The sequence below is a fragment of the Aliivibrio sp. 1S128 genome (assembly GCF_001691065.1).
Lineage (GTDB): Bacteria > Pseudomonadota > Gammaproteobacteria > Enterobacterales > Vibrionaceae > Aliivibrio.
In genome coordinates, this window is sequence record NZ_MAJV01000003.1 from 202,495 (window position 1) to 216,881 (window position 14,387).

Annotated in this window: 10 protein-coding genes; all 10 read left to right on the forward strand. The window is 37.5% G+C overall.

Translation table 11 applies throughout. The annotated features are described in order from the left end of the window. Positions 1-2 precede the first annotated feature (2 nt). The 10 genes from A6E03_RS02820 (at position 3) to A6E03_RS02865 (ending at position 14,381) form a co-directional block, all read left to right on the forward strand. The gene (locus A6E03_RS02820; RefSeq protein WP_065600129.1) at positions 3-2,180 is read left to right on the forward strand and encodes an exopolysaccharide transport family protein; all 2,178 of its coding nucleotides are present in this window, start codon (positions 3-5) and stop codon (positions 2,178-2,180) included. Positions 2,181-2,188: 8 nt separating this feature from the next. Further along, entirely contained in the window at positions 2,189-3,400 is a 1,212-nt protein-coding gene (locus A6E03_RS02825) for a lipopolysaccharide biosynthesis protein (protein WP_065600130.1), read from the forward strand. After that, complete coding sequence (locus tag A6E03_RS02830) at positions 3,397-4,776, forward strand: capsular biosynthesis protein (RefSeq protein WP_065600131.1); 1,380 nt, start codon at positions 3,397-3,399, stop codon at positions 4,774-4,776. Before A6E03_RS02825 ends, A6E03_RS02830 begins: the two co-directional genes overlap by 4 nt. Further along, on the forward strand, positions 4,769-5,767 hold the full coding sequence (locus tag A6E03_RS02835; RefSeq protein ID WP_065594146.1) for a glycosyltransferase family 2 protein: 999 nt from the start codon (positions 4,769-4,771) through the stop codon (positions 5,765-5,767). The genes A6E03_RS02830 and A6E03_RS02835 overlap by 8 nt, the downstream gene beginning before the upstream one ends. After that, positions 5,764-6,969, forward strand: coding sequence for a glycosyltransferase family 4 protein (locus A6E03_RS02840; RefSeq protein ID WP_065594147.1), 1,206 nt, complete (start codon positions 5,764-5,766; stop codon positions 6,967-6,969). The genes A6E03_RS02835 and A6E03_RS02840 overlap by 4 nt, the downstream gene beginning before the upstream one ends. 4 nt (positions 6,970-6,973) lie before the next feature. Then, complete coding sequence (locus A6E03_RS02845) at positions 6,974-8,092, forward strand: glycosyltransferase family 4 protein (protein ID WP_065600132.1); 1,119 nt, start codon at positions 6,974-6,976, stop codon at positions 8,090-8,092. A 3-nt stretch (positions 8,093-8,095) separates the two neighbouring features. Further along, a complete protein-coding gene (locus A6E03_RS02850) occupies positions 8,096-8,503 on the forward strand; it encodes a hypothetical protein (RefSeq protein ID WP_083190358.1) in 408 nt (135 codons plus the stop codon). A gap of 135 nt (positions 8,504-8,638) precedes the next feature. After that, positions 8,639-9,508 carry a UTP--glucose-1-phosphate uridylyltransferase GalU gene (galU, locus tag A6E03_RS02855; protein ID WP_065594150.1) on the forward strand — a complete coding sequence of 290 codons (870 nt, stop codon included), beginning with the start codon at positions 8,639-8,641 and terminating at the stop codon, positions 9,506-9,508. A gap of 178 nt (positions 9,509-9,686) precedes the next feature. Continuing rightward, positions 9,687-12,512 (forward strand): excinuclease ABC subunit UvrA, encoded by a 2,826-nt coding sequence (uvrA, locus tag A6E03_RS02860; protein WP_065600133.1) that lies wholly within the window; start codon positions 9,687-9,689, stop codon positions 12,510-12,512. Between the two features lie 99 nt (positions 12,513-12,611). After that, positions 12,612-14,381 carry a PglL family O-oligosaccharyltransferase gene (locus A6E03_RS02865; RefSeq protein WP_065600134.1) on the forward strand — a complete coding sequence of 590 codons (1,770 nt, stop codon included), beginning with the start codon at positions 12,612-12,614 and terminating at the stop codon, positions 14,379-14,381. The last annotated feature ends 6 nt before the right edge of the window (positions 14,382-14,387 follow it).

Sequence of the window (14,387 nt, forward strand, 5' to 3'; positions counted from 1 at the left end):
TTATGGCACAATCAATTATAGAAAATGGAAAAACACTAGAAAGTACAATCGACTTTTCTAAGCTTACAAAAGACCTTAGAAAATATCGACTGCGCATCCTGTTTGTGGTGCTTGGCGTCACTTTAGTTGCCTTTCCATTAATTTATTCAATAACGCCTGAATATTCTGCAACTGCAACGCTCGTATTAAAGGCAAAATCGGATAACTCAACACCGATAGATCAAGTAGAAGACTTTGACGCAACTCAAGCAGAATACTATCCAACTCAAACTGAAATAATACAATCCAAGCAAGTGATAGCTTCTGTCGTCCGAAGGTTAGATCTACAAAACGACCCATTATTTTCAATAAAAGAGAAAAATAAATCAATCTCAGAAGAAGAACATATTCAACAAATAGCAACAATAATCAGTAAAAAGCTTTCCGTCTCTCCAGTTCGATTTAGCCAACTGGTTAACATCTCTTATGAGTCAACGTCACCTAAAATGTCAGCTGAAGTAGCAAATGCCGTGGTTGAAGCTTATATTCAATTAGAAGAAGAGCGTAAAGTAGAAAAAACCAAGCAAGCTCAAGGCTGGAATGCAATTCGCATGAAAGAGCTAAAAAAACAAATCAAACAACAAAAAGCAAATATAGATAAATTCCTTAGCGAAAATGGCCTATTAACCTACCAAGGAATTGATGGTTTTGAAACGGAGCAATTAGCATTAGTTAATGACCGCCTAGCCACAGCGAAAGAAAAAAGAATCGCCGCCAAAGCCAATTATAATACAGTCAGTGAAGCACTTGGTTATCCTCTTAATGACGTTGCTACTTTACCTTCTATTTCTAACCACGCTCAACTGCAAGATTTACGTATCGCTCTTATTCAAGCAAAGCGTAGTTTATTTGATCTACAAAAAAAATATGGTCCTAAAAATCCACTGATTTTAGAAGCAAACGCTCAAATTAATGCTATCGAATTGCAAACTACTTCGCTATTAAAAGAGCTTAAAACCGGATTATATAAAGAATACCAAGCGTCAATCGAACGTGAGAATAAATACAAAACCTTACTCAATGAACAAAAAAAGAACTTTACAAAATTAGCAGCAAAAAAAGACACTTATAATACAATGAAGGCGGATTTAGATAAGACGCAAGAGTTGTATGAGAAAATATTTTCGCGCAGTAAGGAGCAAGAATTAACCGCCCAGTATCGAGAACCAACAGCGACGTTATTAAACCCTGCAACCATACCAAACAAGCCAAACAAACCAAATAAACCTTTATTTATCATTATGGTTTTCATGATGACACTTATACTTAATATATTGTTTATTATAATAAAGTCCGCGTTAAATAAATCAATAAACAATATAACGCAACTAAAGACTCGTTTAGGTTTAGCTCCTATAGGGGAATTACGTCCATTCAATTATATTGAAGACCTACCTCTATTTTCAAAAGGATTTTTTGCTAACCCTTACTCTGGCGAAACGGTTCATTCTATTAGAACAAGTATTTTATTAGATGAAAAATCTTGGCCTACGATTGGGCTACTATCCACGGATTCTAATGAAAGTAATGAGTTAAGTAGCTACCTTCTCGCTCACTCTTTATCGCAAGACCGTTCAACATTATTAATAGATTTGGACTTTAGAAAAGAAATATCTTTAACGGAAGATATATTAATGGCACAGCCTTCAGAAGATGATCTAAGCTCATCAAAAGTAGAGAACGACGTCGCTGAAGTGTTACCTACATTAACCGTTATGGGAATGGCTGAAGTTCTTGAACAAAATCATCCTCTCAATGACTGCATTATCCGATTAGACGATAATTTATCACTCTTACCACGTGGAACATTAACCTCTACTCCATTACTGACTTTATCTTCTCCAGCTCTTGAGCTAAAACTGAAAGAAGTAAGTCAACAATTTGAACAAATTATTGTTCATTTACCTGCTCTCTCAGAAAGTAAAGACACACTGTTAATTGCTCGTTACTTATCAGGGGTTATTTATACCATTAAAGCAGGCACATTAAGCGCAAATAGTATTCTAACCAACATAGAGAAGATCACTCAACAGCAAACCCCGATCATTGGCGCGATATTAAACCATGTCGCTGATGATGAATTAGAAACAAAAGAAGCTCAGCAACAACTAACACACCAATACGACGATTTATTAAGTTAGGTTTACGGATGAGCTTACTTAAAAGTATTTCAACTATTGCTGGTGCATCGATTCTTTCTCAAGTAATCGGAGCTATCTCTATTTGGCTAATTTCCCATAAATACGATATGGCACAAGTGGGAACTTATGCTTTGGTATACAGCATTGTTTTAATTGGGGCACAAGTTTGTACCTTTGCTTCTCAATTACTTTTACCCAAACAAAGTGAAGAAAAAGTAACTCAAAATATTATTTTTTCATTATTGCAAAGCCTAATTCTCGCTCTGCCTTATGGTTTTGTGATGACTCAGTTTTTTGAATTAAATGGCATTTTGCTTTATGTTCTAACGCTTTCTCATGCTTGGATTTTAGTTTCTGAAAACTTGCTACTTAGAGTCGAAAACATTCGTCTCTTGGCATTCCAGCGGATTTCGATTTCTTTACTCGTTATTGCTGCTGTATTTTTCACTCCAACCACAGAGCAATTTTATCTAAGCTGGGCTACTGGACTATTTCTTCTTACCTCTGCTTGGCTATTCCATTCTATTTCTATTTCAAAGATCCGTCTTTCTCATTTCTCTCTCGTAAACAATCTGCAATTTATGAAAGACAATCGCATTCACCTTAGTGGAATAGGAAGTGCTGAAGTTTTGGCGATGGCAAACAACAATCTACCAACGCTCTTAATTAACTTTTGGTTTTCACCATTAATCGCGGGGTATTTTGCAGTAGTAAATCGTTTCTGTTTAGCCCCCGTAACGATTGTGGGTAATGCCGTTAGAAACTCTATATTCTCTAAATGGTCTATTGATTTTCGTCATAATACATTTAACTTTCAAGAATTTAAAAAAGTTCGCTTGATGTTGTTAATTCTAGGACTTATCGCCACGTCAGGCGTACTCATCTTCTATCCATTAGTCATGCAATTTGGTTTTAGTGATGAATGGTTAAACTCAGTTCCCATGTCTCGTTATATGTTGCCTTATTTATTCCCAGCACTTGCTATATGCCCTCTGACTGTCATTGAACTGGTTTTTGGTTCACCAAAATATTTCCTTCGCATTCAAATTGAACAGTTGTTTGTCATTACGATCGCTTTTGTCGTATTTCCTTATTTTCATAGCGATTATGCTTATTCTGTTCTTTTATTTTCAATTCTATCATTTGTTCGTTACAGCTTTATTTACAGAAAAGTAAACCAAAGAGCACATCGATTAGCACAGGAAAATAAAAAATCATGACGTTAAATACTGGTTTATTTCTACAGTTATATGCAGTTATCAGCCTTGTGCTTTGTGGTATTACTCAATATTTTACAGGTATTTCAGCCGTTTTATGGTTGCCCTTCTTGCTCGCCTTTACGATGACAGGATTACTCTTTTTACAAACTCGATATACTCCTCTCGATCTTGATCATAAAGAAATTATTATACTTCTCTTGTTCATTGGTTTTTTCACTCAAGCCGTGATTAGTACTTTTCTACAAAATGGGGTAACTATCACCATAGTCGGCTTAAAAAATGAGCTAGCTCTCTCTTTAATCCTATTTTGTTTGTTATTACGATTTTGCCGAGAGTCTCAGATATATCGAGTGACAAAAACGCTTTACTGGATCTTTTACGCTCAATTCCCTGTTGTCTTATTTCAAATCTTGGTCATTTTACCTAAGCGAGTCGCGGCTCATGGTGAATTTGAAAAGTGGGACTCCGTCGTTGGGACTTTTGGTGGGGATCCTATGGGAGGGGGAAATACTGCAGCAATGGGGCTTTTTTGTTTACTGATCATGTTACTTAAACTCTCTGAGTATAAACATGGTTTATGTACAATAAAATCCACCATCTTACACATTGGAGCCGCCTTTACTCTTTGTATCGTAGGTGAAGTGAAATTTGTTATTTTAGTATCTCCTATCTTACTCGCTTATGTATGGCTCGCACCTAGCTACATAAAAGGCATGAAAAGCTACGATATTAAAATTATTTTAGCCATCATCACTGGCATGTTTTTCCTTATCGCTATTGCCATATTATTACTCTCTCTTTCTTATTCATCGGCTTTTGGGAGTGATCCAAGCCAAAGTCCATTAGATATTTTCATTGGCTCACTAGAGTATATTTTCGACCCTCACTACATTATGCCATCTGGCGAATTAGGCCGAATGACGACCATTTTTTTCTGGTTAGAAAATAATGATCTTTATGGATTACCAAGTATGTTATTTGGTTATGGCTTAAACACAACAAATCACGGCAGTGCTGTTTCTCCTGGTTTTTTGAACATCATTTTTAATGTCATTATTGATTCTACCGCCCTCAGTGTTCTTTTATGGGAATTAGGTATCATTGGGACATTATTTTTCATTTCAATGACAATGTATATTCTCAAGGTCTGCAAACCGGCCCCTCTATTTCACCGAGATGGCCTAACACAAGAAGACATAAGATTAATGAGTTACCCTCCGGCATTTAATGCCTTTGCAATTGCTTGTTTATTAAGTCTTCCATACAGTCAAATTTTGATGCTAGTTCCCATGCTTCAATTTCTTTTTTACCTATCATTAGGTTCAAGCCTAGTGATCCGAAAATCCCTAATTACGGCGGCAGCGAATCATGACTAGCTCTCCTTTTATTTCAGTCATTATCAAAACCTATAATGAAGAAGATGGCATCGCAAAAACCATCACCAGTATTCAACAGCACATGGGGAAATACCCTCATAAAATTATTGTTGCCGATAGCTTATCAACTGATGCAACTCAAACCATTGCATCAGAAATGGGGGTTACTGTTGTCTCCCTAACTAATCCGCAAGAACGTTGTTGCGGTGTTGGCCACCAATTAGGTTACTTACACAGTGAGGGAGATTTCTTATTGTTACTTGATGGTGATATGGAGCTAGAGCCTGGCTTCATTGAGCATGGGGTTTCGTTTTTAATTGATAACCCTGACTATGCAGGCGTTGCTGGCGTTGTCGAAATGGATGATGTTGATAGCTATGAATTTAAGTCTCGCAAACAACGTATAAATCAGATTTATCCATTGGGAGATTGCTCCCACTTAGGCGGTGGTGGCTTATATCGAAAAAGTGCCATTGATGAAATTGGTTATTTAACTAATCGCAATTTACATGCTTATGAAGAGTCTGAATTAGGTATGCGCTTAACCTTAGCGGGGTATAAGCTCCATCGTTTAGATGTTCCTTATTTCTCTCACACTTCATATACGATGTCTTCATTCGCATTAATGAAACACCGATGGAAAGGTGGGTATCTATTTGCTTCAGGTGAACTACTTAAAGGTTCATTTGGCACTCCTCTGTTCAAAAAAGCATTAAATACCATCAAAAACGAAGCTATTTTCACTCTTTATTTAATACTGCTGATAAGTACTTTATTTACCCTGAACACAACTCTAATCATTAGTGTAACGTTACCTTTATTGGCATTTATTGTGTTAAAAACAATTAAAAACAGGTCAATAAAAGCGGCACTGCACAGCGTATTTAATTTATCCATTTTCTCTGCGGGCTTAATTAGAGGGCTATTTTTACCCCTTAACGATCCGAAACAGCCCCCACAACATAAAATTATTAACGAGGGTAAAAAATGAAAGTTCTATTAGTTAATAAATTTTTCTTTATGAAAGGTGGCGCTGAAACCGTTTATTTTCAAGAACGAGACATGCTGCTTTCTGAAGGGGTCGAGATCGTTGAGTTCTCGATGAAACATGAGAAAAACATAGATTCAAAATACGCAGATTTTTTTGTAGACAATGTCGACTACTATCAAGAACAAACCATTAAAAATAAAATTGATACGGCTGTTAACTTTATTCATAACTCCCAAGCATGTGAGAAATTCAAAGCTCTGTTGAAACAAGAAAATCCTGATTTGGTGCACTTTCATAATATTTATCATCAACTCACTCCTTCCATCATTAAAGTGGCGAAACAATTTGGTTGTAAAACAGTGCTTACTGCTCACGACACAAAAATAGCCTGCCCAAGCTACACAATGTATCGTGATGGACACACCTGTGAAGCCTGTGTTCATGGTTCTGTTTGGAATGCGACGAAATACCGTTGCCAAGAAGGATCGTTAATCAAAAGTGTTTTATTGTCAGTGGAAGCACTCTATCAACAAGTCAGTAAAAACTATCAACAACTTGATGCTATCGTATCTCCAAGTCGTTTTTTAGGGCGATTCATTCAAGAAAAACTACCAAACAACCGAGTAGACGTAATCGTTAATGGTATTGATGAGAATGTATCTTTAGAAGGGACAACAGATAAAGGTTACTTTCTTTATTTAGGTAGACTAAGCCAAGAGAAAGGCGTTCCAACTCTCGCTAAAGCGCACCAATTAATGACCCAAAAATCAGGATTAAAAATTGTTGGCGATGGTCCTGTTTTTAACCAATTAAAAGAAAGCTACCCAACAGTTGATTTACTTGGTTTTAAAAGTGGAAACGAATTACTAACCCTCATAAAAGAAGCAAAAGCGATTATCGTTCCATCAGAGTGTTATGAAAACTGTTCAATGTCTGTGATTGAAGCCATGTCTTACGGTAAACCTGTTATTGGTTCTAAAATTGGTGGAATACCCGAACAAATTAGAGATGGTATTGATGGCTATTTATTTGAAGCAGGCAATGCTACAGCGCTTGCTGAGAAATTAGATTCATTAATAGAAAACCCAGAGGCAACCAATGAAATGGGCAAAAATTCAAGAGCGCGCTTCCTGAGTAAGTACACACTGACAAAACATAAAACTGATTTATTAAATTTATATCAAGCGCTTTTAAAAGGATAACAAGATGACAAATAATATTACCGTTATTGGTACTCGTGGGATCCCAAATGTTCTTGGTGGTGTAGAGACACACTGCCAGCACCTATATCCTGAAATCCATAAACTGTTTCATAATAATATTTGTGTAATAGCTCGATCTCCTTATGTTGATTATAAAATATCAAGTTACCAAGGCGTAACAACAAAAACCGTTTGGGCGCCAAAGAAGAAATCTTTGGAAGCAATTATTCACTCAACCTTAGCCTCTTTTTCAACACTGTTCGATAACTCAGACATTGTTCATGTCCATGCTATTGGCCCCGGTCTTGTTGTTCCTTTACTGCGAATATTAGGGAAAAAAGTCGTTTTTACTCATCACGGCCCTGATTATGACCGTCAAAAATGGGGCGCTTTTGCAAAGAAAATCTTACTATTAGGTGAAAAGTTAGCAGTTACTTACGCCTCTGAAGTCATTGTAATATCAGAAGTTATCAATGATATTATCAAAGACAAGTACCATCGTCATGATGCACACCTTATTTATAATGGCGTAAAACTACCAAAACCATTAACTCAAGATAAAATAGAGAATGCACTATCCGAATATTCTCTCACCGCAAACAATTATTTTGTCGCTGTTGGTCGCTTAGTGGAAGAAAAAGGATTTCATGATTTAGTTAACGCTTATGAAAAGGCTAACCTATCCATTCCTTTAGTTATCATGGGCGATACAGATCACCCTACGCCTTACAGCGAAAAACTAAAAGAACAAGCGAGTAAAGTCGATGGCGTCATTATGACGGGTTTCTTGAAAGGAGAGCAATTACAAGCCCTCTTCTCTCAAGCAAAAGTGTTTGTAATGCCTTCATATCATGAAGGTTTACCTATTGCCTTATTAGAAGCGATGTCTTATTCATTACCTACTATTGTAAGTAATATTCCTGCTAACTTAGAGGTTAAACTCTCATCCGAAAGTTACTTCTCTGCTGGTAACATTGAAGCGTTAACCTCAAAACTGTCACAACATGCGGAAATGAATAGTGAAAAAGTGAATTATAGTCACTATCTTGATTATTATGATTGGGAAAAAATAGCGAAACAAACCATGTCTGTTTATAACCAAACTGCTTTAGAAAAGAGCTAATTAATAATGAATAAAAAACAACAACGTTTAATCGCTCAGTTCTATGCATCTCTTGATGAAACAACAACAAGTGAACTCACGAGTGAGCAACAAAAATCGATAGAACGAGCAATCATAGCAACAGGACTTGGCTCGAATAATAAAGTCGATATTCGAAAAAGCATTTCTATATTCAATAAACGTTACTTCTTCGTTTTCTTGTTAGGTCGTGATTTTAGACAACAATTAAGAAATGAGTCTCCTTTTGCTGTCTTTATAATGACATTGCTAATAGCACTAGGTGTACTGAGCCTATTTTCTCTAGCGGTTGTTACTTTATATTTAATAAAATCAGCACTCGGGATCGACATATTTCCTAATTTTTCATTCGGAATTTGGGATTGGTTTAAAGAACTGATACATATAGCATAATTAATAATGATATCGAACGCCCTTTTCATCTAAAACGCTTCATTTCAGTTTACTTAATCGCTAAACTGCACTCATAACAATAATGCTCACAGATGAGTTTTTACTAATTTTAATCTTGTTTTCTAGGACCTCGTAATGATCAAAAAATGTCTTTTCCCTGCCGCAGGCTACGGCACTCGTTTTTTACCAGCAACTAAATCTATGCCAAAAGAAATGATGCCAATAGTAAATAAACCTCTAATTGAATACGGTGTAGAAGAAGCGATCAATGCTGGCATGGATGGTATCTGTGTAGTAACAGGTCGCGGTAAGCATTCATTAATGGATCATTTCGATAAAAACTACGAACTAGAGCACCAAATCAGTGGCACAAATAAAGAAGAATTACTTGAAGACGTTCGTGAACTGATCGACGCCGCTCACTTTACTTACATTCGCCAACGTGAAATGAAAGGTTTAGGCCATGCTATTCTTACTGGCCGTGAGCTTGTAGGTGACGAACCATTTGCAGTCGTACTTGCTGATGACTTGTGCGTTAATGAAGAGCAAGGTGTTCTTTCACAAATGGTTGCTCTTTATAAGCAATTCCGTTGCTCTATCGTTGCCGTTGAAGAAGTGCCAGATAACGAAACTCACAAGTACGGCGTTATTGCGGGTGAAATGATCAAAGACGATTTATATCGTGTAGACAACATGGTTGAAAAACCAGAGCCAGGCACTGCGCCAAGCAACCTTGCAATTATTGGTCGCTATATCTTAACGCCTGATATTTTTGAAATTCTAGAAACAACAGAACCAGGTAAAGGTGGTGAAATCCAAATTACGGATGCACTGCTAAAACAAGCTCAATCTGGTTGTGTTCTAGCGTATAAATTCAAAGGTAAGCGTTTTGACTGTGGTAGTGTTGAGGGTTACATCGAAGCAACCAACTACTGCTATGAAAATGTTTATTTAAAAGATAAAAAATCAGCAGAACTAGCAAAACAAAAAACAGGTAAAAAATAATATACTTCTGCTTATTAACCATCTAAATGCCTTGTAATTGATTACAGGGCGTTTTTTATTTCAGCTATTCAATCTCTCCTCTAATAAAACCACTGTTTTTTTACCCAGTACCTCTTTGCTGTTTTAATACTCTGTGCAATACTTATCTTCTAGTTATTCTTTAAGTAGTGAGAGTTCCATGGATAAAATTGAAGTTCGCGGTGCAAGAACCCATAACCTAAAAGACATTAGCTTAACTATCCCACGAGATAAGCTAACCGTTATTACGGGGTTATCCGGTTCAGGTAAATCCTCTTTGGCTTTTGATACTTTATATGCAGAAGGCCAACGACGCTATGTAGAATCGTTATCTGCCTATGCTCGTCAATTCTTATCCCTAATGGAAAAGCCCGATGTTGACCACATTGAAGGCCTTTCTCCTGCGATTTCTATCGAACAAAAATCAACATCTCACAACCCTCGCTCTACCGTCGGGACAATTACTGAAATTTACGATTACCTGCGTCTTTTATATGCTCGCATTGGCGAACCTCGCTGTCCTGATCATCATGTCGAATTAACAGCACAAACCATCAGCCAAATGGTTGATAAAGCGTTAGAGTTGCCTGAAGGCACAAAGCTGATGTTGTTAGCACCTATTGTGAAAGAACGTAAAGGTGAGCATGTTAAAACGTTAGAAAATTTAGCCGCGCAAGGGTTTATTCGTGCTCGTATTGATGGTGAAGTGTGTGATCTCTCTGATCCTCCGACATTAGAACTTCATAAAAAGCACACTATTGAAGTCGTTGTTGATCGCTTTAAAGTTCGAGATGATTTAAAACAACGTCTTGCCGAATCTTTTGAGACCGCACTAGAACTCACTGGTGGTATTGCTGTTGTTGATCATATGGATGACACCGATCATGAGCCTCTAATTTTTTCTGCCAATTTTGCGTGTCCACATTGTGGTTACAGCATGTCTGAACTTGAACCCCGCCTGTTTTCATTCAACAACCCAGCCGGTGCTTGTGGTACTTGTGATGGCTTAGGGGTTCAGCAGTATTTTGATGCTGATCGTATTGTTTTAGATAATAAGCTCAGTATTGCTGAAGGGGCGATTAAAGGTTGGGATCAGAAAAACTATTACTACTTTCAAATGTTAGGTTCATTAGCCAAGCACTATGGATTTGATCTTTTTGCACCATTTAAATCATTATCAAAGAAATTTCAAAATATCATTCTTAATGGTTCAGGTACGGAAGAAGTTGAGTTCCAATACAGCAATGACCGCGGCGATCTACGCGTTAAGCGCCACCCTTTTGAAGGAATATTAAATACGCTTGACCGTCGCTATAAAGAAACCGAATCAAGCTCTGTGCGTGATGATCTATCAAAGTATATTTCAACTCAATCTTGTTCAAGCTGTCACGGTACGCGTTTACGTTTAGAAGCACGTAGTGTATTTGTTGGTGATACAACATTACCTGAAATCTGTGAAATGAGTATTCAAGACTCAATGGCATTTTTTAGTTCTCTAGAACTGAAAGGGCAAAAAGCTCAAATCGCAGATAAGGTAATGAAAGAGATTCATGAGCGTCTGAACTTCCTTATTAATGTCGGCTTAAATTACCTTAGCTTATCACGCAGCGCGGATACCCTTTCTGGTGGCGAAGCGCAGCGTATTCGCTTAGCAAGTCAAATTGGTGCAGGTTTAGTTGGTGTTATGTACGTCCTTGATGAGCCTTCTATTGGCCTGCACCAACGAGATAATGAACGTCTATTAAAAACCCTTAATCACCTTCGTGATCTTGGTAATACTGTTATTGTTGTTGAACATGATGAAGACGCAATAAGAAGTGCCGATCATATTATCGATATTGGTCCAGGCGCTGGGATTCATGGTGGTCATATTGTCGCAGAAGGTAACTATCAAGATATTATTTCAAATCCAGACTCACTCACCGGTCAATACTTAAGCGGTGCGAAAGAAATCGCAGTACCTAAAGAACGCATCAAAGCCGATCCTAAAAAACAGGTTGAATTAATTGGAGCAACAGGTAATAACTTAAAAGACGTCACATTAAAATTACCTGTCGGCCTGTTTACTTGCGTGACAGGGGTTTCAGGTTCAGGTAAATCGACGTTAATTAACGATACTTTCTTTAAAATTGCTCATACCCAATTAAATGGTGCAACAACATCAGAGCCTGCGCCATATAAGAAAATCAAAGGCATTGAACATTTTGATAAAGTGATCGACATAGATCAAAGCCCAATAGGACGAACGCCTCGTTCAAACCCTGCAACTTATACCGGAATTTTTACCCCTATTCGTGAACTGTTTTCAGGTACACCTGAATCTCGTTCTCGTGGCTATAAACCAGGTCGCTTTAGCTTTAACGTTCGCGGCGGTCGCTGTGAAGCATGTCAAGGTGATGGCGTAATCAAGGTGGAAATGCACTTCTTACCTGATGTTTATGTGCCATGTGATGTATGTACAGGAAAACGCTATAACCGCGAAACGTTAGAAGTAAAATACAAAGGTAAGAGTATTGATGAAGTGCTTCAAATGACAATTGAAGATGCTCATACTTTCTTTCAACCTGTCCCTGTAATTGCACGAAAACTGCAAACTCTAATGGATGTGGGGCTATCTTATATTCGTTTAGGACAAGCTGCGACCACTCTCTCTGGTGGTGAAGCCCAGCGAGTGAAGTTAGCTCGCGAGCTCTCTAAACGAGACACAGGTAAGACGTTGTATATTTTAGATGAACCAACAACTGGTTTGCATTTTCACGATATTCAACAACTTTTGAATGTACTCCACCGTTTACGAGAACGAGGAAATACCATCGTTGTTATTGAACACAACCTTGATGTCGTAAAAACCGCAGACTGGATTATCGACTTAGGACCAGAAGGTGGGCAAGGCGGTGGGGAGATTATCGCTGCAGGAACCCCTGAAGACGTTGCATTAGTTGAGGGCTCTCATACGGCACGCTTCTTAAAACCGATGTTAAAGTAATAAAATTAAGCCTTTTATTACTTGGATCAGATAGAATAAAGCCAGCATTTTGTTGGCTTTACTTTTATTCTCATGCTCGTAATAAGGAATTAATGAAACATGGCAACGCTACTCACTCAAGGAACACAATTAGAAGCTAGAAAGATAAAAAAACCATTAACCAAATCTTATCTATTTAGCTTAAGTGTTCTTTTCTTTGTTTGTGCTCATTTTTTCCAACCGAACCCTGGTGGTTCAGGGCTACACCTCGCATTCAATGCCGCCTCTTGGATCCCTGCAAGCATTGCGATTGCAATCGCTTTATTTCATATAGCAAAACAAGGTCTAATTAAATATTCGACCTTAACTCTGGTTTTATTATTCGCCGTTATCTTGCTTTGTCTTCCTCTGTTTTATCATGATGCCTCCCCCCAATCAGCGTTAGGCAAATTCTTAGGTCTGTGGGCGGGGTTATTATTCTTTATTACATTACAACAATTTGCTTTTTCAAATAAACAGAAACAATGGCTCTTGTGGTGCATTATCGGTTCAGTATTAATCGAAGCCGTTTTTGGCTATATCCAATACCTTTTTTTAAAAGAAGGTAACAGTTTCGGCTATAACGTTATAGCAAATCGTCCTTATGGCATTTTTCAGCAACCGAATGTTATGGCTAGCTTCCTAGCGACAGGACTTGCCATTGCCTCTTATTTTCTTGCCAGACAACCAATTAAATACCGTGAAAATATCATTGCTCTCACTCTTCTTTATGCAACGATCATATTTACTTTACCACTCATCGTCGTATTAGCGTCTAGAACAGGCTGGATCGCAACCTTGTTCAGCGTTGCTTTGCTTACTCCATACATGTGGAAATATTGCACTAAACAGCGTTTCTTCTCTTGGGTATTAGCATTAATTATTGGCTTTAGTGGCAGCTTTGCTCTATTCAATTTATCGAATAATGAGGATTTATCAAATGTTTCATTAGCCAGTCAAAAAATAAATTTAACCGATGCAAGACAATATATTTTCCCACAAGCTCTAGATATGTTTTTAGAAAAGCCAATCACAGGCTATGGTTACGGAAATTACGAAGCAGAATACATATTATACACAGCAAAACAGCACCAAATATCATCAAGTTACAAACCAGGATTGCCTTCAATGGATCACCCTCACAATGAAGTTTTATACTGGGGTGTAGAGGGGGGGATCGTTGCGATTCTAGGTTTATTGCTTGCCGCGGGTGGTGTTTTACTCAAAATACGAAAAAGTAAACTAGATACACAATTTGCTCTACTGGCTTTAATCGCTCCGATCTTCATTCATAGCCAATTAGAGTATCCGTTTTACCACTCTATGCTGCACTGGTTTACTTTCATCATTCTTCTGTTCTGGATAGACCAACTAAGCTGTAAATATAAAAAATACCGCATTAGTGATATCAGTAAAATCACACTGCGAGTCAGCTCATTGGTACTGCCAATTGTCACTGCTTTTTATATGCTTTCAACACTGCACACTAACTGGATATTAACTAAATTTGAAACAACTCGACCAATGAATCCTGATATTTTGGCTCAAGTGACTAATCCTGTCGTTTGGGAAGACCGATTTAATTGGGATGTATTATCGGCTCAACTATCCATTGGTATCGTGAACAAAAAACCAGAATTAATCACACCTTATATCACTTGGTCAAAAGAGCTTATTAAAACAAAACCAAGACCGGCATTTTATCAAAATCTGATTATTGCCTACCAAGCTTTAGGGGAAGAAAAAAGAGCAGAAGATATTAGAAGAGAAGCCATTTTTCTTTTTCCAAATAACAAATTTGACTTGGTGCAACTCGACGAAAAATTACGCCAAAAAGAAAATAATAAATAAAACTGA